Below are 21,994 nucleotides of genomic sequence, written 5' to 3'. Positions count from 1 at the left end.
GGGCGGTGGGGAGCACATGGACGAGCGGACACCGGAACCGGAACCCACGAAGCCGAAGTGGTGGAACCGAGCCCGGCCGGCGACGCCGGGTCGCGGTGACGACGGCGGCAGCGGCAGCGGTGAAGTGGCCTGCGCGGACGGCGACTTCGCACCGGGAATCCCCGCGCAGGCCGCTCCGGTCGGCGGCACGGCCGTGGACGACTCCGGCGACGGCACAGCGGACCGTCCCGTCCCCCGACCACGTCCCGAGCCTCTGTATGCCGCCGACCCCGACGACCTCGACCCCGACGGCACCCCGCCGCACGGCGAGCCGGGCCCCTGGGCGCCGACGCAGCCGCTCCGGCACCCGGCGGCCACCTCCGAGCCCGCCGCCGCCCCACAGGCCCCTACAACGCCTTCCGGGACACCTGCCTCACAGGCCCCTGAGGCAACTTCCGGCACTCCCGCTCCACTTGACCCCGTCACCGCCTCCGTCACCGCCCCCGCCCCCGCCTCCGACGCCGACCCCGATACCGCTACCGCCCGCGACACCGCCCCCGACGCCGATCCCTGGCACCGCTACGACCCCTGGGCGCCCGCGCTCCCCGCACCCCTCCAGCAGACCGGCGCCGCCAGCCTCACCCACGAACAGCGGCGCGCCCGCACCCGGCGACTCCTCGTCGTCTCGGGGCTCGTGCTCGCGCTGGTCTCCGGGGGCGTCGGCGGGGTCGTAGGGGCGTATCTGGAGCGGGACGGGGTCGGTGGTGGGGACGTCGTGCTGCCGCAGGCCGGTGCGGAGGACGGCGCGCGGGCGGCCGGGAGTGTGGCCGGGATCGCCGCTCGGGCCCTGCCCAGTGTGGTGACGCTGCATGTGACCGGGGACGAGGAGTCGGGGACGGGCACCGGGATCGTGCTGGACACGCGGGGGCACATCCTCACCAACAACCATGTCGTGCGGCCGGCCGGAAGCGACGGCCGGATATCCGTGAGCTTCAGCGGGGGACAGACCGCCAGGGCGAAGGTCGTCGGACACGACACCGGGTACGACCTCGCCGTGGTGCAGGTGACCGGAGTGCGCGGGCTCCGGCCGATGCCGCTCGGCAACTCCGACAACGTGCGGGTCGGCGACCCCGTCGTGGCGATCGGCGCGCCCTTCGACCTCGACAACACCGTGACCGCCGGGATCATCAGCGCCAAGGACCGGCCCATCACGGCCGGCGGCGACGCGGCGGACGGGAGCGACGTCTCGTACGTCGACGCCCTCCAGACCGACGCGCCCATCAACCCGGGCAACTCCGGCGGCCCGCTGCTCGACGCCCAGGGGCGGGTCGTGGGGATCAACTCGGCGATCCGGTCCGCCGACGACGGGATCGACACGGGCGACGGCCAGGCCGGTTCCATCGGGCTCGGCTTCGCCATCCCGGTCAACCAGGCCAGGCGGGTCGCCGAGGAACTGATCAACACCGGGAAGGCCACCCACCCGGTCATCGGCGTCACCCTGGACATGGACTACACCGGGGACGGCGCCCGCGTCGCCACGAAGGGCAGCGACGGCGACCCCGCCGTCACCACCGGCGGCCCCGGCGCCCGGGCCGGCCTCAGGGCGGGCGACGTGATCACCGAGGTGGACGGCGAGCGGGTGCACTCCGGCGACGAACTCATCGTCAGGACCCGGGCCCACCGACCCGGCGACCACCTGCGCCTGACCCTCCTGAGGGGCGGCAGAAGCATGACCGTGTCGCTCGTTCTGGGCTCCTCGACCGGCGATTGACAGAAACGTCACAGGTGAGAGGCCCACGCCCGGTCCCACTAGGCAAACAACCCGGAAAACCGGTGCTGTACACCCACTCGTAGCCCACGGGACAGTACCGGTCGGGTGGGATCGCCGGGTACCGTGGACCCGGCCCGGACCACGGAAGACGCGCACCGACCACCGAGGGCCGCGGACCGAGGATCGCAAGGAGCTTCAGGTGTTCAATGACATAGGACCGCTAGAGCTGGTGACGATCGTCGTCCTCGCCGTGCTCGTCTTCGGTCCGGACAAGCTCCCCAAGGTCATCCAGGACGTCATGCGCACGATCCGGAAGATCCGTGAGTTCTCGGAGAGCGCCAAGGCGGACATCCGCGAGGAACTCGGCCCGGACTTCAAGGACTTCGACTTCGAGGACCTCAACCCCAAGACGTTCCTGCGCAAGCAGCTGGACAACGACGAGCTGGGGCTCAAGGAGATCCGCAACGGCTTCGATCTGAAGAAGGAGATGGCCGAGGTCACGGAGGCGGTGCAGAGCGCCGACACTCCGAGTTCCCCGTCCTCCGCGTCCTCCGCGTCGTCTTCAGGTGGTCGTATCGACATGACCAAGAAGCCCGAGGACCCCGGGACGGACGAGCGCCCGCCCTTCGACGCGGACGCCACCTGACCCTCCCGCGCGGCCCCCGGAACGCCTCTCACGTGACGCGTTTCATACCCGCGCCACGCCCTCGTACGGCCTGAACACGGCCTTCGCACGCCTCACGCGCCGGGCGCTTTCCGGGCTGCCTCGCACGAGGTGGCTATGCTGCCGAGTTGATGTGCGGACCGGGCGAGTCGCCCGAAGGGGGGCGGGCCGCCCCGGTCCGACGAGAGCGAGGAGGCGTCCGGCATGGAGACGACGAGTCGGGTGGGCGTGCAGGCGCCGGCCGCGGAGGGCGGACAGCAGGTCCCCTCCGCCCGGCGCACGGTCGACGGCTACCTGCTGGCGCCCTTCCCGTGGTACGGCCTCGACGAGGCCTTCACGGGGCCGCGCTGGCTGATGCAGGTGGGCATGGCGGCGGACGGTGCCGTCGAGCACGGTTCGATCGGGCACGGCGACGAGCCCTCCGTCCGCCACGAAGGCACGGAGGACAAGGAGAAGTTCGCGGTGGTCGTCACCGTCGCGGGCAACCCCGCGCGGCGCACCGCGGACGGCACGGGCCTGCTGGAGGCCACCTCGGTGTCCTCGGCGGCCTGGCTCGCCGGTGTCGGACTGCTGTCCTTCACCTGGCCCGGCCAGATGGACCACACCCTGCGCGACGACTGGCTGGAGCAGCAGACGGAGACGGCGTGGGTGCTGGCCGACGACCTCGCCGGCGACGCCTGGTCCACCCTGTCCCTGCCGGTGGACGGCGTCCCGACGCCCTTCCACTACCGCGAGTCCGAGTTCGGCTGGGTGCTCGCCGGGTCGACCCAGGAGGGCGTCCACGTGGGTGCGTACGGCCGGGGCATGAGCGCGTACGGGCTGGGCTTCGCCATGATCAAGGACATCGCGTCCTACGCCCAGTAGCCGCTACGACGATGGGGGCGCCGTCCGTCCGGACGGCGCCCCCATCGTCGTAGGAGGATCCTCAGAAGTTCTCAGAGCTTCTCAGAACTTGTTCTTGGGTGTGATCCCGAGTGACAGGCCCGACAGGCCGCGCTGGCGGCCGCCCAGCTTGCCCGCGATGGCGCGCAGTGCGGAGCCCGCCGGGGAGTCCGGGTCGCTCAGGACGACCGGCTTGCCCTCGTCGCCGCCCTCGCGGAGGCGGACGTCGATCGGGATGGAGCCGAGGACGGGGACCGAGGCGCCGGTCGTGCGGGTCAGGCCGTCCGCGACCGACTGGCCGCCGCCCGTGCCGAAGACGTCGACCATCTCGCCGCAGTGCGGGCAGGGCAGGCCCGCCATGTTCTCGACGACGCCGACGATCTTCTGGTGGGTCTGCACGGCGATGGAGCCGGCCCGCTCGGCGACCTCGGCGGCGGCCTGCTGAGGGGTCGTCACGACGAGGATCTCGGCGTTCGGGACGAGCTGCGCGACCGAGATCGCGATGTCGCCCGTGCCCGGCGGCAGGTCGAGGAGGAGGACGTCCAGGTCGCCCCAGTAGACGTCCGCCAGGAACTGCTGGAGCGCCCGGTGGAGCATCGGGCCGCGCCACACCACAGGGGCGTTGCCCGGGGTGAACATGCCGATGGAGATGACCTTCACGCCGTGCGAGGACGGCGGCATGATCATGTTCTCGACCTGGGTGGGACTGCCGTCGGCGCCCAGCATGCGCGGCACGGAGTGGCCGTAGATGTCGGCGTCGACGACCCCGACCTTGAGGCCGTCGGCCGCCATCGCCGCCGCGAGGTTGACCGTCACCGAGGACTTGCCGACCCCGCCCTTGCCGGAGGCGACCGCGTAGACGCGGGTGAGGGAGCCGGGCTTGGCGAAGGGGACCTCGCGCTCGGCGGTGCCGCCGCGCAGCGCGGTGGCCAGCTCCTTGCGCTGCTCGTCGCTCATCACATCGAGGGTGACGTCGACGCCGGTGACGCCCTCGACGCGGGAGACCGCCTCCGTCACGCGCTGGGTGATCGTCTCGCGCATGGGGCAGCCGGAGACCGTCAGGTACACGGTGACCGCGACCGCTCCGTCCGCGCCGATCGCCACCGACTTGACCATCCCCAGTTCGGTGATGGGTCGGTTGATCTCGGGGTCGTTCACCGTCGACAGCGCTTCGCGCACCGCGTCTTCCGTAGCCATGTGTCGATGGTACGGCGCCCACCGGTGCCTTCGGCCAGCCCCTCAGCGGTCGTCTGTGTCACGCACGGCAGGGCGTTCTGCCGGGAATACGACATGCCCGTCGTGCCGTACGTCCAGCTCCTTGACGAGGTCCTGCAGCTCGGAGCGGATCCAGTCCCGGGTCGCCACCTCGCCGAGACCGATGCGCAGGGCGGCGATCTCGCGGGTGAGGTACTCGGTGTCGGCGATCGACCGCTCGTTCTGCTTGCGGTCCTGTTCGAGGTTGACCCGGTCGCGGTCGTCCTGCCGGTTCTGCGCGAGGAGGATCAGCGGGGCCGCGTAGGAGGCCTGGAGGGACAGCATCAGGGTGAGGAAGATGAACGGGTAGTTGTCGAAGCGGACATCGCGCGGGGCGAAGATGTTCCACAGCACCCACGCGATGATGACGATCGTCATCCAGACGATGAACCGCCCGGTGCCCAGGAAGCGGGCGATCCGCTCCGACAGCCGTCCGAAGGCCTCCGGGTCGTACTCGGGCAGCAGCCGGCGCCGGGGCGGGCGCGGCTGGTCGAGCCGGTTCCGCGACCGGGGGGTGGCGGTCGCGCCCGCCGGGGTCCGCTCACGCGTGGTCTCGCGCTCAGGAGTCATGAGCCGCCACCTCCTCGCTCTCGCTCTCGTCCTCGTCCAGATGGAATTCCGTCTCCCGCCAGTCCTGCGGCAGCATGTGGTCCAGCACGTCGTCCACGGTCACCGCGCCCAGCAGCGACCCGGTCTCGTCGACCACGGGCGCCGCGACCATGTCGTACGTCGCGAAGAACCCGGCGACGAGCTGCAACGAGGCGTCCGGGTCCAGGGGGCGCAGATCGCCGTCGATGATCGCGCTGACCAGGGTGTACGGCGGGTCGCGCAGCAGCCGCTGGAAGTGGACCGTGCCGAGGTACTTGCCGGTCGGGGTGTCGTCGGGCGGGCGGCACACGTAGACCTGGGCGGCGAGGGCGGGGGAGAGGTCGGCGTTGCGGACCCGGGCCAGTGCGTCGGCGACGGTCGCGTCCGGCCGCAGGATGATCGGCTCGGTCGTCATCATGCCGCCCGCGGTGCGCTCCTCGTACGACATCAGACGGCGCACGTCGGCCGCTTCGGAGGGCTCCATCAGGTTCAGCAGCCGCTCCTGGTCCGCCTCCGGGAGTTCGCCGAGGAGGTCGGCCGCGTCGTCCGGGTCCATCGCCTCCAGGACGTCCGCCGCGCGCTCCTCCTTCAGCTTGCCGAGGATCTCGATCTGGTCGTCCTCCGGGAGCTCTTCGAGGACGTCGGCGAGGCGGTCGTCGTCGAGGGCGGCGGCGACCTCGGCCCGGCGCTTGGGGGAGAGGTGGTGCAGGACGTTGGCGAGGTCGGCGGGGCGCAGCTGCTCGAAGGTGGCCAGGAGGCTCTCCGCGCCCTGTCCCTGCTCCTCCAGGGAGAAACCGGTGACGGCGGACCACTCCACGGTCAGCGTCTCGCCCCTGGCCCTTCTGAAGGCCCCGCCGGTCCTGGCCTTGCGGACGAAGATCCGGTCGATCTCCCAGTCCCGGCGGGCCGGCAGCTGCTGCACCGACAGATCGAGGACGGTGACCTCCTCGTCGGTCTCCACGAGGGTGACCCGCCGGTCGAGGAGTTCGCCGAACACCAGCCGCTCGGTGGGGCGTTGCTCGAAGCGGCGGACGTTGAGCACCCCGGTGGTGACGACCTGTCCGGACTCGATGCCGGTGACCCGGGTCATGGGGAGGAAGATGCGGCGCCGGGTGGACAGTTCGACGACCAGGCCGAGCAGCCGCGGGGGCCGTTGACCGACGCGGAGCATGACGACGAGATCGCGGACGCGGCCCACCTGGTCGCCGTTCGGATCGAAGACGGCGACACCGGAGAGGTGCGATACGAAGACCCGGGGGGCGCCCCCTGCCATGGCCGCACCTCCCTTTCTTTTCCTGGTTTCTTTTCCTGATCTCCGGATGTTCCGAGTTTCCGGATCTTCCTATTTGCCCGCTCGGACGGGCTTCAGGCTAGCCCGTCCGATTGCGATCCGCGCAGGTGGGCGGTCCGGACGGACCCGCTCCGCCACCGCCCGGCGACCCCGGTACGCTGCCGTACGCCATCGCCCCCCTGCGCACGAGAGGCCCCCCACCTGTGACTGCGATTCCCCGGGTCCGAAACCGTCGCGCGGCACTGCTCGGCGCGGTCTGCGCCCTGGTCGTGACGGGCACCGGACTCACGGGCTGCGGCGAGGACCCGGACGCGGGGACCAACGGCGTCGGCAAGCTGGCCGCCGACAAGATCCAGTCGAAGTCGGTGACGGCGGCGGGCGCCGCCGACGCGGTCCGGCTGGCGGGGACCGTCGTCACCAGCGGGCGGACGTACCGGCTCGACATGCGGCTGAAGTCCGACGGCGGCAGCGGCTCGGTCACCTCCCAGGGGTCGACGTTCGGGCTGCTGCGGGTCGGCGAGCAGCTGTACCTGAAGGCCGACGCCGACTTCTGGAACGGCAACGGGGACTCGGCCGCCGGCAGTTCGCTCCACGGCAAGTACGTGAAGGTGCCGCAGGGCGACCCCTCGTACAAGAAGTTCAGTGGTTTCACGGACAAGGACGTCCTCCTCTCCAGTCTGCTGACCCTGCACGGGTCGCTCGCGACGGACGGGCACCACGACCAGAACGGCGTCCGTACGATCCGTATCACCGGCGACGACGGCTCCGGCGGCACCCTCGACGTCTCTCTCGAGGGCGAGCCGTATCCGCTCCGGCTGGTCCGGGCGGGCGGCGCGGGCACGCTGACCTTCTCGGACTGGGGCAAGAGCTTCACCGTGACGGAACCGGCGGACGACGACACCGTCGACTATGGCAAGCAACTGCCGTCCTCTTAGCGGTACTTACCGCTGTCTGCGTTTCTTCAGGAGCAGGCGTGGCAGCCCGGCCGGGGCCGGTCGGCGCGTTGTCGCGGGCGACGGCAGCGGTGGCCGGGCCAGTGACTCCTGCGTCAACTCGGCCGTGGCGCCGGTCGGTTCGAGCCGCAGCACCCGGCACTCGCGCGCCCACCGCTCCGTCATCGCCTCGCCGTCGGGCGCGTTGAGCCGCTTGCCCTTCAGCTCGCCGACGGCGGCCGTCCAGGCCTCGGAGCCCGGCGCCAGCTCCACCACCCGGGCCGTCCACACGACCAGCCGGCCGCCCTTGTCCTTGCTGCGGACGGTGACCTCGGCGCTGCCGCCGTCGACCAGTCCCGGCAGCGGCTGCTCGCCCGGACCGTCGCCGACCAGACAGGCCGCGCCGGCGTGCCAGACGTGCCACAGGGCGCGGGCCGGGACCCCCGGACCGCCCACCCAGACAAGGCCGGACTTCTTCGTGGCCTCCTCGACGAGGGCCTGGTCGAGCAGCTCGCTGCTAGTCATGGCGCTCAGCCTATCCAGGCCGCTCACAGCCAGCCGTTGCGCTTCAGCGTGCGGTGGATCGCCAGACAGACCGTCACCGTGAAGGCGAGCACCGCCGGATACCCGTACCGCGCGTGCAGTTCGGGCATGTGCTCGAAGTTCATGCCGTACACGCCCGTCACCATCGTCGGTACGGCGATGATCGCGGCCCACGCGGTGATCTTCCGCATGTCCTCGTTCTGTGCGACGGACGCCTGCGCGAGGTTGGCCTGGAGGATCGAGTTCAGCAGCTCGTCGAAGGCGACGACCTGCTCCTGCACCCGGGCGAGGTGGTCGGCGACATCGCGGAAGTACTTCTGGATGTCGGGGTCGATCAGCCGCATCGGCCGCTCGCTCAGCAGCTGCATGGGACGCAGCAGCGGCGACACCGCGCGCTTGAACTCCAGTACCTCGCGCTTGAGTTGGTAGATCCGCGCCGAGTCGACACCGCGCGAGACCCCGCCCTTGCGGCTCGGCGTGAACACCTCGGTCTCGACCTCGTCGATGTCGTCCTGCACCGCGTCCGCGACGGCGACATAGCCATCCACGACATGGTCGGCGATCGCGTGCAGCACCGCCGAGGGGCCGCGCGCGAGCAGCTCGGGGTCGTCCTGGAGGCGGTGGCGCAGGGCCCGCAACGAGCCCTGGCCGCCGTGCCGGACGGTGATGAAGAAGTCCCGGCCGGTGAAGCACATGACCTCGCCGGTCTCCACCACCTCGCTGTTGGCGGTGAGTTGGTCGTGCTCGACGTAGTGGATGGTCTTGAAGACGGTGAAGAGCGAGTCGTCGTAGCGCTCCAGCTTCGGGCGCTGGTGGGCCTGCACGGCGTCCTCGACGGCGAGCGGGTGGAGCCCGAACTCCCGGGCGATCACAGCGAATTCGGCCTCGGTCGGCTCGTGCAGCCCGATCCACACGAAGCCGCCGTCGCGGCGCACCTGGCGCATCGCCTCGTGCGGGGTCAGCGGCTTCCCGGTGTCGACGCGGGCTCCGTCACGGTAGACGGCACAGTCGACGACGGCCGACGGGGTGCCGGGGTCACGCGTGGTGTCGTAGGCGCCGCCGTCCTTGCGCAGGGAGGGGCGGGACGGGCGGACGACGGCACGCAGGTCGCGGATCATCGACATGGCGGGCTCCTTCGCGACGAGCAGCGAGAGGCGCCAACGACGGTTGGAACTGCCCGGAATGGGGACGTCCTGTGCAGGGATGTTTGGCACGTCCACAAAGCGGGGAGCACCGCACCGTCGCGGTGGCGAGTTTCGCTACTGATACAGGCACTGACTTCGGAACAGACAGATCGAACAGATCAGGCAGATCAGGAAAAGGAAACGAAGTGCTCTTCCGCGACGGTGAAGAAGTGCGAGAGGCGGCAGCCGGCTGGAGGGGCTAGAGCCAGAGCGACGACATCAGCGGCCGGAAGAGCGGGTGGTACTGCCAGGTCGACTTCGGTCCATTGCAGCCCCACCTCCTCCGGCCGGTCCCCCGTGGGGGAGTCTCAACGGCGTCGGGACTTGATCGCGACGCGTCTGCGCGCTGCCCGAACGACCGGCCCAGAGTATCAGCAGGCCGAAGTGTCAAGGCGCTGCTTTGCCCGGTACTGACGAGTTCTATGCTCCCCGCATGGTTGATGTTCTTGCTCTGGTCGAGGCACGGTTGCGCACCGCGCTGGGCGAACCGGACGCGCGCGCGGCGGTCACCTTCCTGGGCACGGACCGCGTCGAGGTACTGCGTTTCCAGGACGCCGGACCGGAGGGCGGCATCGTCCGCTACGCCACGCTCGGCATGTCCGCACAGCCCATGAGCGACCCCGCCGCGATGCTCGCCGACCCGGTCGCGGGCCCCCGCGCCGAGCTGGTCCTGTCCGTGCGCGGCGGCCTCGCCGACACCGACAAGGTGCTCCGCCCGCTCGCCGTGCTCGCCGCGTCCCCGCAGGTCGAGGGCGTGGTCGTGGCTCCGGGCGCCTCGCTCGACGTGGGGGAGCCGCTGTGGCCGGGCGCCCCCTTCACTTCGGTCCTGGTCGCCGAACCGGGCGGCCTGGTCGAGGACCTCGACCTCGGCGCGCCCCTCGATCCGGTCCGTTTCCTGCCGCTGCTCCCGATGACCCCGAACGAGGCCGCCTGGAAACGCGTCCACGGCGCCCAGGCCCTCCAGGAGCGCTGGCTGACGAACGGGACGGACCTACGGGATCCCGCCCGGAGGTCCGTCCCGCTCGACTGACGCCGAAGTGAGCAAGGTCACCAACGCCAGTCGGGAATCGGCTAGTTGGCGAACACCGCGACACTGTCCTCGACCGCGTGCTTCGGCTCCAGGGTCTGCGCCTCGTGCGTGAGCGCGTTCCGCCGTACGACGACCACCAGCGCGCCCAGCACCGCGGTGACCGCGGCGACCACGAACGGGATGTGGATGTCGCTCCAGCCCTCGATCTTCGGCGCGAAGAACGGCGCGGCGGCGGCGGCGAACCAGCGGACGAAGTTGTAGCCCGCGCTCGCCACCGGGCGCGGCGCGTCCGAGACGCCGAGGGCCAGCTCGGTGTAGACGGTGTTGTTCACGCCGATGAACGCGCCGGACAGGATCGTGCAGACGACGGCGGTGGTGTGGCTGCCGTAGCCGAGGACCAGCACGTCGGCGGCGAGCAGCACCAGGGAGCCGCCGAGCACCTTCAGGGAGCCGAACCGGGACTGGAGGCGCGGGGCGACGAACACCGAGAAGACGGCGAGCAGCACACCCCAGGCGAAGAACACGGCACCCGACTTGTAGGGGGTCATGTTCAGCACGAACGGGGTGAAGGCCAGCACGGTGAAGAACGTGTAGTTGTAGAAGAAGGACGAGACGGCGGCGGAGGCCAGACCGCCGTGGCCGAGCGCCTTGAGCGGGTCGAGCAGCGAGGTCTTGCGGGCGGGCTTCGGCTGTTCCTTCAGGAACGCCGTGATGCACAGGAAGCCGATCGCCATCAGGACCGCGGTGCCGAAGAAGGGGTAGCGCCAGCTCTGGTTGCCCAGCAGGGCGCCGACCAGCGGGCCGCAGGCCATGCCGAGGCCGAGGGCGGACTCGTAGAGCAGGATCGCGGCGGCGCTGCCGCCGGCCGCCGCGCCGACGATCACCGCGAGGGCGGTCGAGACGAACAGCGCGTTGCCCAGGCCCCAGCCGGCCCGGAAGCCGACGAGTTCGCCGACCGAGCCCGAGGTGCCGGCGAGTCCGGCGAAGACCACGACGAGGGCGAGGCCGAGCAGCAGGGTCTTCTTGCCGCCGATCCGGCTGGAGACGAAGCCGGTGACCAGCATCGCGACGGCGGTGATCAGGAAGTACGAGGTGAAGAGCAGGGAGACCTGGCTCGCGGTGGCGTCCAGGCCCTTGGCGATCGACGGCAGGATCGGGTCGACGAGTCCGATGCCCATGAAGGCGACGACGGAGGCGCCGGCCGTCGCCCATACGGCCTTCGGCTGTCGCAGCAGGCTGCCGGCGCCGGAGCCGGCTCCGGTGTCGAAGGGGTCGTCGGTGCCGTCCGTCCCGTTCATGCTTCCTCCCAAGTAGTTGGTGTATGCACATAGTAAGTTAGACAAGGTAATAAATGCAAGATGCATCTAGTTTCGTTCCGTGAGTGGCCCTGCCGGACGGGTGATCGTCCTTGACGTGCGGGTGCGAGGGTAGGACCGTGGGGCCCTATGAGGGGCGAACCCAGTTGCCCGAAGTGTGGTGGCCGGGTCAGGGCTCCCGGACTCTTCGCCGATTCCTGGCAGTGCGACGTGCACGGCACGGTGCATCCGGTGCAGCCCGTGATCCCGCCCAGCGTCGAGGCCCTCAGTGTCGTCGTGCATCGCACGCAGGTACCCGTGTGGATGCCGTGGCCCCTGCCGGTCGGCTGGCTGTTCACGGGCGTGGCGTGCGCGGGCGACGACCGCAGCGGAGGCCGTGCGACGGCGGTGGCGTGCTCGGGCCCCGGGCCGCTCGGCGGGATGGGCGAGCTGATCCTCGTCGCGGAGGAACTCGGGGTCGGGCTCGGGGCGCGCTACGCCGGGATCGACGGGCCGGACCCCGGGCCGTACATGAGTGTCGAGAAACCGCCCCAGGCGAAGCTGCTCGCGGCCGGGCGGCCCACGCCGTTGTGGCATGTGGCCACGGCCCCGGACGACCGGGCCGTCTTCGCCGGCGAGGCGCTGGGGCTGTGGCTCTGGGCGGTTGTCTGGCCCGAGCAGTCGGGGTTGCTGATGTACGACGAGTTGGTGCTCACGGATCTGCGGGACGCGGGGGCGGAAGTGGATCTGGTGCCCTGCGGCGCCCTGTCGCCGCGGCTGCTGGAGCCGTAGCGGGGGCGGTTGGGGGTGTCGGCGGCTTCGGTTGGGGGCGCCGACGGGTTCGGTCCGCGGTGTCGGTGGCTTCGGTTCGGGGTGTCGTGGAGGCCTCCGGGGTTGCCGTTACCCTTGAGTGGTCCCGTTTTGAACCGTCGCCGTCTGGAGTCCGCGCGTGCGTATCGATCTGCACACCCACTCCACGGCGTCCGACGGCACGGACTCGCCCGCCGAGCTGGTGCGGAACGCCGCCGCTGCCGGGCTGGGCGTGGTCGCGCTGACCGATCACGACACCAGCCGCGGATACGGCGAGGCGATCGAGGCGCTGCCCTTGGGGCTCACGCTGGTCACCGGGGCCGAGATGTCATGTCGTATCGACGGGATCTCGATGCACATGCTGGCCTACCTCTTCGACCCCGAGGAACCCGCGCTGCTCGCCGAACGGGAGCTGGTGCGGGACGACCGGGTGCCCCGGGCGCGGGCCATGGTGGAGCGGCTGCGGGAGCTGGGCGTGCCGGTGACCTGGGAGCAGGTCGCGCGGATCGCCGGTGAGGGCTCGGTCGGACGGCCGCATGTCGCCACCGCGCTGGTCGAGCTGGGTGTCGTACCGACCGTGAACGATGCCTTCACCGCGGACTGGCTGGGCGACGGCGGCCGGGCCCATGTGGCGAAGCACGAGACGGATCCGTTCGAGGCGATCCGGCTGGTCAAGGCCGCGGGGGGCGTGACCGTGTTCGCGCACCCGGGGGCCGCCAAGCGCGGGCGTACCGTCCCCGAGTCCGCCATCGCCGAGATGGCCGCGGCCGGGCTCGACGGGATCGAGGTCGACCACATGGACCACGACGCCGAGACGCGGGAGCGGCTGCGCGGCCTCGCGAAGGAACTCGGGCTGCTCACCACCGGCTCCAGCGACTACCACGGCAGCCGCAAGTCCGTGCGGCTCGGCGAGTACACGACCGATCCCGAGGTCTACGGCGAGATCACGCGGCGCGCCACCGGGGCGTTCCCGGTACCGGGGACCGGCGGAGCCTGACCTCGCCCGTCCGCCCGCCCGTCCGCCCGTCCGCCCGCCTGTCCGTCGGCGCGCTCCGCGCTGACCCGTTCTCTCGTTCGCTGTCTCCTCTCCTCTGCAAGGCTTGTGGCTCACCCATGTTCGACGTCGCCGTCTTCGGCTCTCTCTTCCTGACCCTTTTCGTCATCATGGATCCCCCCGGGATCACCCCGATCTTCCTCGCGCTGACCGCCGGACGCCCGGCCAAGGTGCAGCGGCGGATGGCCTTCCAGGCCGTCTGTGTCGCCGGCGGGGTCATCACCGTCTTCGGGCTGCTCGGGCACCAGATCCTCGACTATCTGCATGTCTCCGTCCCCGCGCTGATGATCGCGGGCGGGCTGCTGCTCCTGCTGATCGCCCTCGACCTGCTCACCGGCAAGACCGACGAGCCGAAGCAGACCAAGGACGTCAACGTCGCGCTGGTCCCGCTGGGCATGCCGCTGCTCGCCGGGCCGGGCGCGATCGTGTCCGTCATCCTCGCCGTGCAGAAGGCCGACAGCGTGGCCACCCAGGTGTCGGTGTGGACGGCGATCCTCGCCATCCACGCCGTGCTGTGGGTGGTGATGCGGTACTCGCTGCTGATCATCCGGGTCATCAAGGACGGCGGGGTGGTCCTGGTGACCCGGCTCGCGGGGATGATGCTGTCGGCCATCGCCGTGCAGCAGATCATCAACGGGATCACCCAGGTCGTCCGAGCGAGCTGAGGCACGTGAACGCGGAACCCCCGTACGGCAGCGGTGCCGTACGGGGGTTCCGAAGTCTGGTGGTGCTCCGCGTGGATGTCGTCGGTGTTACGAGGTCTTGGTGTCGGCGGGGCGGATCCACAGGCGCTGTCCTATGGCGGCGGCCTGTTGCACGATCCGGTTGACGGAGGCGGCGTCCACGACGGTGGTGTCCACGGTGGTGCCGTCGACCTCGTCAAGACGCATGATTTCGAAGCGCATCGGCTTCTCCCTTCGTCTGGTCATCCTCCTGAGGAGAACTACTCGGTTACGTAGGTAGTCAACGGGGTGCGTGTTACAAACATTCCCTACGCTAAGGAAATTTTTCGAACGCCTAATTACTGACCGGTGAGAGATCGGTACGGGACTGACCGGGACCGGTTGTGTTCGCAGCGTGACCGCCAGGACAATGGAGGCGATGAACGACGACCTCGCGGCCCTCAGCGCCCGCATCGACCGCACGAACGAGCTGTTGCAGCGCATGCTCGCCGAAGTGGCGAAGACGCCCTCGACGCATGCGATCTTCGTCGACGCCGGGTACTTGTATGCAGCCGCGGGCCGGCTCGTCTCCGGGACCGAGGACCGGCGCACCTTCGACCTCGACACCGAAGGCCTCATCGAGGCGCTCATCGACAAGGCCCGCACGATCTTCGCGGACAGTCGGCTGCTGCGCGTCTACTGGTACGACGGCGCCCGCCGTCGCATCCACACCGTCGAGCAGCAGGCCATCGCCGAACTCCCGGACGTCAAGGTCCGGTTGGGCAATCTCAACGCCAACAACCAGCAGAAGGGCGTCGATTCACTCATCCGCTCCGACCTGGAGTCCCTCGCCCGGCACCGCGCGATCAGCGACGCGGCCCTCATCGGCGGCGACGAGGACCTGGTCTCGGCGGTCGAGGCGGCCCAAGGGTACGGCGCCCGCGTCCACTTGTGGGGCATCGAGGCCCCCGAGGGCCGCAACCAGGCCGAGCCGCTCCTCTGGGAGGTCGACAGCCAGCGCACCTTCGACCTCGACTTCTTCAAGCCGTACGTCTCCCGGCGCACGGCCGTCGTCTACGATGCCGCCGCCAACCGGCCCACCCGCGACGACGTCCGCTTCGTGGGCGCGCAGATCGCCGCGAAGTGGCTCGCCGCGCGGGGACGGGAGGCGCTGGTGGAACTGCTGCCCGGACATCCCTACCTGCCCGGGTCGGTCGACCAGGACCTGCTGGTGGAGGCGGAGGGACTGCTCCAGTACTCCCTGCGCGGGCAGTCCGATCTGCGGCGGGCGCTGCGGGACGGTTTCTGGGAGCACTTGCAGACGCAGTACTGACCCGTTCCCGCTCCTGCCGGGCCACCACTTTGTCTGGCTGCGGTCGGGCTGCCGAGCTGTCCGGTTCCGCTGCTGCCGGGTCCCGGTCCTAGCGGGAGCGGGCCGTCGTGTCCCAGAAGTCGGCGACCGCCTGGGCCGTCGCGGCCGGCTGGTCCGTGTTCGGCGAGTGCTCGGCCCGCGCGATCACCGTCCGCCGCGCCTTCAGCCGTACGGCCATGTCGTCGAGGAGCGGCACCGGCCAGGTGTCGTCGCGCGAACCCGACAGCACGTGGAACGGCAGCGGGACGGCGGCCAGTTCGGCGACCCGGTCCGGCTCGTCGCACAACTGGCGTCCCGTGGCGATGAGTTGGGCCGGTTTCGTGCCCAGCCAGCGGCGCCGCAGATCGTCCCGGTCGTCGAGGCCCTCGTCCAGCGCGCCGCCGGTCTCGGTCTCCTCGGGCGCCTCCATCTCCTGGACCGCCTCCCACACCTCCGCCATCGACATCACGGCGAGCGCGTCCCGCAACAGCTTCACCCGCTCCTGCTGGGACACGGAGATCTGCGCGGGCCCCGACGCCATGAGCGTCAGCGACACGAACGGCGTGTGGTCCAGCAGCACGGCCGCCCGCGCGATCTGGCCACCGAGGGAGTGCCCGAGCAGATGCACCGGCGCGCCCACGGCCTCGGCCAGCGCGAGCACGTCCCGCGCCAACTCGCCCTGGGCGTAAGGGGATTCATCTTCCTCGGGCCCGGCCGTCTCGTACTGTCCCCGCCCGTCCACGGCGACGGTCCGATACCCGCGCGCGCCGAGCGACACGTGCAAGGGGTTGAAGTCCTCCTTGCTCCCGGTGAATCCCGGCAGCAGCAGAGCGACCCCCTTCGGCTCGACACCGGCGGCCACGGAAGCGTCCACGACGGCGAACTCGCCGCGAGCGGTCGACAGCCGGTACGCGCGAGCGCCGGGGGGCGGGGTGAAGGTGGGGGGCCTACTCATGGCCTGAGGTTATCCGGCGAACCGGAGCGGGGTGGGGACGGGAGGGTGTAATCCGGGTTAACGGGGGGTGGGGGAGGGTGGTCCCGCGGAGGGGGCCGAGGGGGGCGGAGGGGGAACGCCGAACGGCCCGGCCCACTTGAAGTGGACCGGGCCGCTGTTCGGTGTCATGCCCTCGGGGGCCGATCAGCTCTCGCTGACCTCCGCCGCCGCCGCGCTCTTGCGGGGACGGCGCACCCTCGGCTTGGCCTCGGGCTCCTCGGTGACCTGGGCGGGGATGTCGGCGACGGCCTTGCGGGTCGCGGTGCGACGGCGCGGCTTGGCCTCTACGACCTCGGCGCCCTCGGCCACGGTCTCGGCGACCACGGTCGCAGCCGCGGTCTTCCGGGTCCGGGTGGTGCGCGGCTTGGTCTCCGTGACCTCCGGCGCCTCGGTGGCCACCGGAGCGGCAGCCGCCTTGCGCGTCCGACGCGGCTTGACCTCGACGGCCTCCGACGCCTCGACCGCCACCGCGGCGGCCGTCTTGCGGGTCCGACGCGGCTTCGCCTCGACCGCCTCCACCGTGTCCAGGACGGCCTCGGCGGCCTTGGCGGCGACCGCGGTCTTCCGGGTCCGGGTGGCGCGCGGCTTGGTCTCCGCGGCCTCCGGCGCCTCGGCGGCCACCGGAGCGGCGGCGACCTTGCGGGTCCGGGTCGTGCGCGGCTTGGCCTCGACGCCCTCGGCCGTGTCGACGGCGGCCTCGGCGGCAGCCGCGGTCTTCCGGGTCCGGCGCGGCTTGACCGCCTCCACGACCGGAGCCTCGGCGGCCGTCTCCGTCGGCTCCGTCGTCTCTGCGGCGACCGGGGCCGCGGCCGTCTTACGGGTCGTACGGCGGCGCGGCTTGGCCTCCGTGCCCTCGGCCGTGTCGACGGCGACGACCTCGGCCGGGGCCGCGGTCTTCCGGGTCCGGGTGCGACGCGGCTTGGCCTCGACGGCCTCGGCGGTGTCGACGGCGGCCACTGCGGCGGCCTCCGGAGCGGCCACGGCGACGGTCTCCGCCACGGCCTTGCGGGTCCGGGTGCGACGCGGCTTCGTCTCCGCGTCGACCGGCGCCTCGGCAACCGGTGCTTCGGCGGCGACGGGTTCGACCACTGGAGTCACCGTCTCGACCGTCGGCTCCGCCGACTTGCGGGTACGGCGGCGACGCGTCGGCGCGGGGGTGTCCAGGGCCGGGCCCTCGGCCGTGGCGACCGCGTTCTCCGCCGCCTCGGGTGCGGCTGCGGAGGTGACCGCCGTGGCCGGCAGCTGCTCTCCGGCCGCTCCGCCCCGGGTGCGGCGACGGCGCCGCGGAGTGCGGGTGGCCGTCTCCTCGGAGGCGGTCAGCGCGGTCTCCTCCGGCGTGGGCGTGACGGCCGTAGCGGCCGAAGTCCCTTCCATCGGGGCGCCGTTGCGCGTACGACGGCGGCGGCGCGGAGTGCGTGCCGGGCGCTCGGCGTCGACGGGACCGGCACCGGAACGGGACGCGTCGCGGTTGTCACGGCCGCCGTCGCGTCCGCCACGGCCGCTGTCACGACCGCCCCTGCCGCCGTCCCGACCGCCACGGCCACGCGGGCCGCCGCGACCGCCGGTCTCGCCGAGGTCCTCGACCTCCTCCGCCGCCAGCCCGGCGCGCGTGCGCTCCGAGCGGGGCAGGACACCCTTGGTGCCGGCGGGGATGTTCAGTTCCTCGAAGAAGTGCGGCGAGGTGGAGTACGTCTCCGGCGGGTCGTTGAACGTGAGGTCCAGCGCCTTGTTGATGAGCTGCCAGCGCGGGATGTCGTCCCAGTCGACGAGGGTGACCGCGATGCCCTTGGCGCCCGCCCGGCCCGTACGGCCGATGCGGTGCAGGTAGGTCTTCTCGTCCTCGGGGGACTGGTAGTTGATGACGTGCGTGACGCCCTCGACGTCGATACCGCGCGCGGCGACGTCCGTGCAGACGAGCACGTCGACCTTGCCGTTGCGGAACGCGCGCAGCGCCTGCTCGCGGGCGCCCTGGCCGAGGTCGCCGTGGACCGCGCCGGAGGCGAAGCCGCGCTGCTGGAGCTGGTCGGCGAGGTCGGCCGCGGTGCGCTTGGTGCGGCAGAAGACCATGACCAGGCCCCGGCCCTCGGCCTGCAACATGCGGGCGACGAGCTCGGGCTTGTCCATGTTGTGCGCGCGGTAGACGAACTGCGTGGTGTTCGCGACCGTCTTGCCCTCGTCGTCCGGCGCGGTGGCGCGGATGTGCGTGGGCTGCGACATGTAGCGGCGCGCGAGACCGATGACCGCGCCCGGCATGGTCGCCGAGAACAGCATGGTCTGGCGGCGGGTCGGCAGGAAGTTGATGATCTTCTCGACGTCGGGCAGGAAGCCCAGGTCGAGCATCTCGTCGGCCTCGTCGAGGACGAGCGACTTGATGTGCCTCAGGTCGAGCTTCTTCTGACCGGCGAGGTCGAGCAGCCGGCCCGGGGTGCCGACGACGACGTCGACGCCCTTGCGGAGCGCCTCGACCTGCGGCTCGTAGGCCCGGCCGCCGTAGATGGCGAGGACGCGTACGTTGCGCACCTTGCCGGCGGTCAGCAGGTCGTTGGTGACCTGCGTGCACAGCTCGCGGGTGGGCACCACGACGAGCGCCTGCGGTGCGTCGGTCAGCTGCTCGGGCCTGGCGCGGCCGGCCTCGACGTCGGCGGGGACGGTGACGCGCTCCAGGAGCGGGAGGCCGAAGCCCAGCGTCTTGCCGGTGCCGGTCTTGGCCTGGCCGATGACGTCCGTGCCGGAAAGGGCGACGGGGAGCGTCATCTCCTGGATCGGGAAGGGGGAGACGATACCGACGGCCTCAAGGGCCTCAGCGGTCTCGGGAAGGATTCCGAGCTCTCGGAAAGTAGTCAGGGTGCTGCCTCTTCTGTGTGCGCGGTGCGAGGCGAGCGCGGGGGTCGTGTCAGGACCGTGCCGGGGACGTCGGCTGCCTTACGGACAACCCGTGAGGGCAAGCCGTACTGCACGGGACCACTGCCGACGCTCTAGCGCTCGAACCGCTGAGGGTCCCCCTCCGAACTTCGTACGCGGACTGCCGTACGGGTGGGGAGGGCTGTCGGGTCGGAGCCGATCGGGCCAGCGACCGGGCATCCTCATTCGTGCGGCCCGGCGAATATTCGGCGGGCGCATTACCACCATACCCCGGAATCACGCACATGCGTTGGCCGATTTGGTCACGTAGTCGTCGTCACAGTGATTGACCAGGGCCTTCCGCCGTGCGGTGAGCGGGCTATTGTGCGCTTCATGACGACCGCTGACAATGCCTCCGACGCACCTGCCGAACCCACCGGAGTCGCCGCCCAGGACTGGGCCACGGCCGCCGCCGACCCGCAGTACCGCAACGCAGTCGTGGACCTGCTCGGCGCGCTCGCGTACGGCGAGCTGGCGGCGTTCGAGCGGCTCGCGGAGGACGCGAAGCTGGCGCCGACGCTCGCGGACAAGGCGGAGCTGGCGAAGATGGCGTCGGCCGAGTTCCACCACTTCGAGCGGCTCAGGGACCGGCTCACCGAGATCGGCGCCGAGCCGACCGAGGCGATGCAGCCGTTCGTCGCGGCGCTGGACGGCTTCCACAAGCAGACGGCGCCCTCGGACTGGCTGGAAGGACTCGTCAAGGCGTACGTCGGCGACTCGATCGCCAGCGACTTCTACCGCGAGGTCGCCGCCCGCCTCGACAAGGACTCCCGCTCGCTGGTGCTGGGCGTCCTCGACGACACCGGGCACGCGAGCTTCGCCGTGGAGAAGGTCCGCGCGGCGATCGACGCGGACCCGCGCGTGGGGGGCCGACTCGCCCTGTGGGCACGGCGGTTGATGGGTGAGGCGCTGTCGCAGTCGCAGCGGGTGGTCGCCGACCGGGACGCGCTGTCGACGATGCTCGTGGGCGGCGTGGCGGACGGCTTCGACCTCGCGGAGGTGGGCCGGATGTTCTCCCGCATCACCGAGGCGCACACCAAGCGGATGGCGGCCCTGGGACTCGCCGCCTAGCTGCGTCGGTTGCCCGGGGCCCGCCCCTTGGCCGCGTCGCTTGCCCGGAGACTTGCCGCCTAGCCACGGCTAGGCGGGGGCCGACCGTCCCCGGAGTCGTCTCGACGGTCGAAGGAGCAGCGAGAGCGAGGCGGCCGAGACGACCGCGGCGCCGAGCAGGCTCGGCAGGCCACTGCCCGGGCCGAGCGCGCTGTGGGTGACGAAGTCGCCGAAGAGAGCCCCGGCGACACCGGTGGAGAGGACCAGGGTGCGGGCCGGAAGACGGTCCGCGAGCCGGTGGACGGCCGCCCAGGCGAGCAGCAGACCCAGCACGGCGGAGCCGAGCGCTTCCAGGATCATCACGGGGTCCCTCCCACGGCCGGCCTGTGTACTGCTGTCACAGCCGGTCATACCCGTGACCTGCGGAATGCAATCCTCCCCTGTGGGCGACTTGTGCTCCATCTGTGATGGACGCGCTGTGACGGACGCGACGGAAACGCGAGGGGCCCGGCGGCCTTCCGGCCGCCGGGCCCCCGGCTGTCCGCTCGCGACTACAGCGCGCCGAAGCCCACCTTGCGCGGGGCCGCCTCACCGAGCTCGACATAGGCGAGCCGGTCGGCGGGGACGAGGACCTTGCGGCCGTGCTCGTCCACGAGGCTCAGCAGCGGAGCCTTCCCGGTCAGTGCCTCGGCCACGGCCTGCTCGACCTCTTCGGCGCTCTGACCGGTCTCCAGAACGATCTCGCGAGGCGTGTGCAGCACGCCGATCTTGACCTCCACGCTATGTCCCTCCGACGGTCAGCAAAGTGCGCGATCTTCCGCGCCGTACGCAGCACACACTAGCCCGGCGGGAGGACGTAGATGTTCCGCGCCGGAACGCCAGGAGCGAACAACGGACGGGAACAAAGAGGGGAGCCCGGGGGTCAGTGGTGCTGTTCGATCCCGTGCAGCGGGAAACCTGCGATGCCGCGCCAGGCCAGCGAGGCCAGCAACTGGACCGCCTGGTCGCGCGGGACACTGCGGTCGCTGTGCAGCCAGGAGCGGGCGACGACCTGGGCGAGGCCGCCGAGACCGGAGGCCAGGAGCATCGACTCGGCCCGCGAGAGGCCGGTGTCCTCGGCGATGACGTCGCAGATCGCCACGGCGCACTCGTTCGTCACCTTGTCGACGCGCTCGCGCACGGCGGGCTCGTTCGTCAGGTCCGACTCGAAGACCAGCCGGAAGGCGCCGCCGTCGTCCTCGACGTAGGCGAAGTACGCGTCCATGGTGGCCCGGACGCGCTGCTTGTTGTCGGACGTCGACGCGAGCGCGGTCTGCACCGCCTGGATCAGCGACTCGCAGTGCTGGTCGAGGAGGGCCAGGTAGAGGTCGAGCTTGCCGGGGAAGTGCTGGTAGAGCACCGGCTTGCTGACGCCGGCCCGCTCGGCGATGTCGTCCATCGCCGCCGAGTGGTAGCCCTGCGCGACGAACACCTCCTGGGCGGCGCCCAGCAGCTGGTTCCGTCGGGCTCGGCGGGGCAGGCGGGTGCCCCGCGGGCGCGCCGCCTCTGTCTGCTCGATGGCTGTCACGCCGCCTCCCAATGTCGTCCTCGTGCGGTGAGCGCCGCGCGGCCATCGTACTTTTCGGTAACCCTCGTGTGCGCGCTGCGAGCGCAGAATTTCACGGACCGGACGGTGACGGAAGTCGCGCAAAGTGTTTCGAAGCGGGATGGAGCGGGCAGGGGGGTGCGGTCCCGCGTGCGCTCCGGGGCGAGGCGGGAG

The 21,994-nt window shown here is 71.2% G+C and carries 22 protein-coding genes; 10 read left to right on the top strand and 12 right to left on the bottom strand.

Annotated features, from left to right (window positions below):
* The first annotated feature begins 16 nt into the window (after positions 1-16).
* The 3 genes from ACIQPR_RS01565 (at position 17) to ACIQPR_RS01555 (ending at position 3,278) form a co-directional block, all read left to right on the top strand.
* Positions 17-1,750 (top strand): trypsin-like peptidase domain-containing protein, encoded by a 1,734-nt coding sequence (locus ACIQPR_RS01565; RefSeq protein ID WP_403640253.1) that lies wholly within the window; start codon positions 17-19, stop codon positions 1,748-1,750.
* Positions 1,751-1,949: 199 nt separating this feature from the next.
* Positions 1,950-2,396, top strand: coding sequence for a sec-independent translocase (locus tag ACIQPR_RS01560; protein WP_403640251.1), 447 nt, complete (start codon positions 1,950-1,952; stop codon positions 2,394-2,396).
* Positions 2,397-2,618: 222 nt separating this feature from the next.
* Complete coding sequence (locus ACIQPR_RS01555; RefSeq protein WP_403640248.1) at positions 2,619-3,278, top strand: hypothetical protein; 660 nt, start codon at positions 2,619-2,621, stop codon at positions 3,276-3,278.
* Between the two features lie 81 nt (positions 3,279-3,359).
* Here ACIQPR_RS01555 and ACIQPR_RS01550 read toward each other — a convergent pair whose 3' ends face one another.
* The 3 genes from ACIQPR_RS01550 to ACIQPR_RS01540 are packed head-to-tail and all read right to left on the bottom strand — an operon-like array spanning position 3,360 to position 6,411.
* Positions 3,360-4,493, bottom strand: a complete 1,134-nt coding sequence (locus ACIQPR_RS01550; protein ID WP_403640245.1) for an Mrp/NBP35 family ATP-binding protein — start codon at positions 4,491-4,493, stop codon at positions 3,360-3,362.
* Between the two features lie 42 nt (positions 4,494-4,535).
* Positions 4,536-5,120 (bottom strand): DUF1003 domain-containing protein, encoded by a 585-nt coding sequence (locus ACIQPR_RS01545; RefSeq protein WP_403640242.1) that lies wholly within the window; start codon positions 5,118-5,120, stop codon positions 4,536-4,538.
* Positions 5,110-6,411: a magnesium transporter MgtE N-terminal domain-containing protein gene (locus ACIQPR_RS01540; protein WP_403640239.1), complete on the bottom strand. Its 1,302-nt coding sequence runs from the start codon at positions 6,409-6,411 to the stop codon at positions 5,110-5,112. The genes ACIQPR_RS01545 and ACIQPR_RS01540 overlap by 11 nt, the downstream gene beginning before the upstream one ends.
* 221 nt (positions 6,412-6,632) lie before the next feature.
* On the opposite strand from ACIQPR_RS01540, the gene ACIQPR_RS01535 reads away from it, so the two are divergent.
* The gene (locus ACIQPR_RS01535; protein ID WP_403640236.1) at positions 6,633-7,364 is read left to right on the top strand and encodes a hypothetical protein; all 732 of its coding nucleotides are present in this window, start codon (positions 6,633-6,635) and stop codon (positions 7,362-7,364) included.
* A gap of 6 nt (positions 7,365-7,370) precedes the next feature.
* Here the strand turns inward: ACIQPR_RS01535 and ACIQPR_RS01530 are convergent, their stop codons facing one another.
* Together ACIQPR_RS01530 and ACIQPR_RS01525 are read right to left on the bottom strand one after the other, a co-directional pair.
* A complete protein-coding gene (locus ACIQPR_RS01530) occupies positions 7,371-7,886 on the bottom strand; it encodes a hypothetical protein (RefSeq protein ID WP_403640233.1) in 516 nt (171 codons plus the stop codon).
* Between the two features lie 23 nt (positions 7,887-7,909).
* Entirely contained in the window at positions 7,910-9,028 is a 1,119-nt protein-coding gene (locus ACIQPR_RS01525) for a magnesium and cobalt transport protein CorA (protein WP_403640230.1), read from the bottom strand.
* A 493-nt stretch (positions 9,029-9,521) separates the two neighbouring features.
* Between ACIQPR_RS01525 and ACIQPR_RS01520 the strand changes: the two genes are divergently transcribed.
* Complete coding sequence (locus ACIQPR_RS01520) at positions 9,522-10,118, top strand: suppressor of fused domain protein (RefSeq protein ID WP_403640227.1); 597 nt, start codon at positions 9,522-9,524, stop codon at positions 10,116-10,118.
* A gap of 41 nt (positions 10,119-10,159) precedes the next feature.
* Here the strand turns inward: ACIQPR_RS01520 and ACIQPR_RS01515 are convergent, their stop codons facing one another.
* Positions 10,160-11,416 carry an MFS transporter gene (locus tag ACIQPR_RS01515; RefSeq protein ID WP_403640224.1) on the bottom strand — a complete coding sequence of 419 codons (1,257 nt, stop codon included), beginning with the start codon at positions 11,414-11,416 and terminating at the stop codon, positions 10,160-10,162.
* Positions 11,417-11,563: 147 nt separating this feature from the next.
* Between ACIQPR_RS01515 and ACIQPR_RS01510 the strand changes: the two genes are divergently transcribed.
* The 3 genes from ACIQPR_RS01510 (at position 11,564) to ACIQPR_RS01500 (ending at position 13,942) form a co-directional block, all read left to right on the top strand.
* Positions 11,564-12,205, top strand: coding sequence for a DUF6758 family protein (locus ACIQPR_RS01510; protein WP_026179063.1), 642 nt, complete (start codon positions 11,564-11,566; stop codon positions 12,203-12,205).
* Between the two features lie 157 nt (positions 12,206-12,362).
* Positions 12,363-13,220: a PHP domain-containing protein gene (locus ACIQPR_RS01505; RefSeq protein WP_403640221.1), complete on the top strand. Its 858-nt coding sequence runs from the start codon at positions 12,363-12,365 to the stop codon at positions 13,218-13,220.
* Between the two features lie 116 nt (positions 13,221-13,336).
* Positions 13,337-13,942, top strand: a complete 606-nt coding sequence (locus tag ACIQPR_RS01500) for a MarC family protein (RefSeq protein WP_403640218.1) — start codon at positions 13,337-13,339, stop codon at positions 13,940-13,942.
* Between the two features lie 87 nt (positions 13,943-14,029).
* On the opposite strand, the gene ACIQPR_RS01495 is transcribed toward ACIQPR_RS01500, so the two are convergent.
* A complete protein-coding gene (locus ACIQPR_RS01495; RefSeq protein WP_403640216.1) occupies positions 14,030-14,182 on the bottom strand; it encodes a hypothetical protein in 153 nt (50 codons plus the stop codon).
* 196 nt (positions 14,183-14,378) lie between these two features.
* Between ACIQPR_RS01495 and ACIQPR_RS01490 the strand changes: the two genes are divergently transcribed.
* Complete coding sequence (locus ACIQPR_RS01490; protein WP_403640213.1) at positions 14,379-15,272, top strand: NYN domain-containing protein; 894 nt, start codon at positions 14,379-14,381, stop codon at positions 15,270-15,272.
* A gap of 88 nt (positions 15,273-15,360) precedes the next feature.
* Here ACIQPR_RS01490 and ACIQPR_RS01485 read toward each other — a convergent pair whose 3' ends face one another.
* Positions 15,361-16,245 carry an alpha/beta fold hydrolase gene (locus ACIQPR_RS01485; RefSeq protein WP_403640210.1) on the bottom strand — a complete coding sequence of 295 codons (885 nt, stop codon included), beginning with the start codon at positions 16,243-16,245 and terminating at the stop codon, positions 15,361-15,363.
* Positions 16,246-16,428: 183 nt separating this feature from the next.
* On the bottom strand, positions 16,429-19,038 hold the full coding sequence (locus ACIQPR_RS01480; protein WP_403640207.1) for a DEAD/DEAH box helicase: 2,610 nt from the start codon (positions 19,036-19,038) through the stop codon (positions 16,429-16,431).
* A 480-nt stretch (positions 19,039-19,518) separates the two neighbouring features.
* On the opposite strand from ACIQPR_RS01480, the gene ACIQPR_RS01475 reads away from it, so the two are divergent.
* Positions 19,519-20,256, top strand: coding sequence for a ferritin-like fold-containing protein (locus ACIQPR_RS01475; RefSeq protein ID WP_403640204.1), 738 nt, complete (start codon positions 19,519-19,521; stop codon positions 20,254-20,256).
* Positions 20,257-20,325: 69 nt separating this feature from the next.
* On the opposite strand, the gene ACIQPR_RS01470 is transcribed toward ACIQPR_RS01475, so the two are convergent.
* The 3 genes from ACIQPR_RS01470 to ACIQPR_RS01460 all read right to left on the bottom strand — a co-directional run bounded on the left by ACIQPR_RS01470 (position 20,326) and on the right by ACIQPR_RS01460 (position 21,802).
* Complete coding sequence (locus ACIQPR_RS01470) at positions 20,326-20,595, bottom strand: hypothetical protein (protein WP_403642812.1); 270 nt, start codon at positions 20,593-20,595, stop codon at positions 20,326-20,328.
* A 191-nt stretch (positions 20,596-20,786) separates the two neighbouring features.
* Positions 20,787-21,014 carry a DUF3107 domain-containing protein gene (locus ACIQPR_RS01465; protein ID WP_019072095.1) on the bottom strand — a complete coding sequence of 76 codons (228 nt, stop codon included), beginning with the start codon at positions 21,012-21,014 and terminating at the stop codon, positions 20,787-20,789.
* Between the two features lie 143 nt (positions 21,015-21,157).
* The gene (locus ACIQPR_RS01460) at positions 21,158-21,802 is read right to left on the bottom strand and encodes a TetR/AcrR family transcriptional regulator (RefSeq protein ID WP_403640201.1); all 645 of its coding nucleotides are present in this window, start codon (positions 21,800-21,802) and stop codon (positions 21,158-21,160) included.
* Between the last annotated feature and the right edge of the window lie 192 nt (positions 21,803-21,994).

Source organism: Streptomyces sp. NPDC091280, assembly GCF_044768565.1.
In the GTDB taxonomy this organism is placed as follows: Bacteria; Actinomycetota; Actinomycetes; order Streptomycetales; family Streptomycetaceae; genus Streptomyces.
The sequence above is the reverse complement of the archived record's forward strand: the minus strand, read 5'-3'. Positions and strand labels throughout refer to the sequence as shown.

Excerpts from the sequence above, each read along its gene's own strand:
- ACIQPR_RS01565 (WP_403640253.1), top strand. The coding sequence starts at position 17 with ATGGACGAGCGGACACCGGAACCGGAACCCACGAAGCCGAAGTGGTGG.
- ACIQPR_RS01555 (WP_403640248.1), top strand. The coding sequence starts at position 2,619 with ATGGAGACGACGAGTCGGGTGGGCGTGCAGGCGCCGGCCGCGGAGGGC.
- ACIQPR_RS01550 (WP_403640245.1), bottom strand. The coding sequence starts at position 4,493 with ATGGCTACGGAAGACGCGGTGCGCGAAGCGCTGTCGACGGTGAACGAC.
- ACIQPR_RS01545 (WP_403640242.1), bottom strand. The coding sequence starts at position 5,120 with ATGACTCCTGAGCGCGAGACCACGCGTGAGCGGACCCCGGCGGGCGCG.
- ACIQPR_RS01540 (WP_403640239.1), bottom strand. The coding sequence starts at position 6,411 with ATGGCAGGGGGCGCCCCCCGGGTCTTCGTATCGCACCTCTCCGGTGTC.
- ACIQPR_RS01530 (WP_403640233.1), bottom strand. The coding sequence starts at position 7,886 with ATGACTAGCAGCGAGCTGCTCGACCAGGCCCTCGTCGAGGAGGCCACG.
- ACIQPR_RS01525 (WP_403640230.1), bottom strand. The coding sequence starts at position 9,028 with ATGTCGATGATCCGCGACCTGCGTGCCGTCGTCCGCCCGTCCCGCCCC.
- ACIQPR_RS01520 (WP_403640227.1), top strand. The coding sequence starts at position 9,522 with ATGGTTGATGTTCTTGCTCTGGTCGAGGCACGGTTGCGCACCGCGCTG.
- ACIQPR_RS01515 (WP_403640224.1), bottom strand. The coding sequence starts at position 11,416 with ATGAACGGGACGGACGGCACCGACGACCCCTTCGACACCGGAGCCGGC.
- ACIQPR_RS01510 (WP_026179063.1), top strand. The coding sequence starts at position 11,564 with ATGAGGGGCGAACCCAGTTGCCCGAAGTGTGGTGGCCGGGTCAGGGCT.
- ACIQPR_RS01500 (WP_403640218.1), top strand. The coding sequence starts at position 13,337 with ATGTTCGACGTCGCCGTCTTCGGCTCTCTCTTCCTGACCCTTTTCGTC.
- ACIQPR_RS01495 (WP_403640216.1), bottom strand. The coding sequence starts at position 14,182 with ATGCGCTTCGAAATCATGCGTCTTGACGAGGTCGACGGCACCACCGTG.
- ACIQPR_RS01490 (WP_403640213.1), top strand. The coding sequence starts at position 14,379 with ATGAACGACGACCTCGCGGCCCTCAGCGCCCGCATCGACCGCACGAAC.
- ACIQPR_RS01485 (WP_403640210.1), bottom strand. The coding sequence starts at position 16,245 with ATGAGTAGGCCCCCCACCTTCACCCCGCCCCCCGGCGCTCGCGCGTAC.
- ACIQPR_RS01480 (WP_403640207.1), bottom strand. The coding sequence starts at position 19,038 with ATGACGCTCCCCGTCGCCCTTTCCGGCACGGACGTCATCGGCCAGGCC.
- ACIQPR_RS01475 (WP_403640204.1), top strand. The coding sequence starts at position 19,519 with ATGACGACCGCTGACAATGCCTCCGACGCACCTGCCGAACCCACCGGA.
- ACIQPR_RS01470 (WP_403642812.1), bottom strand. The coding sequence starts at position 20,595 with ATGATCCTGGAAGCGCTCGGCTCCGCCGTGCTGGGTCTGCTGCTCGCC.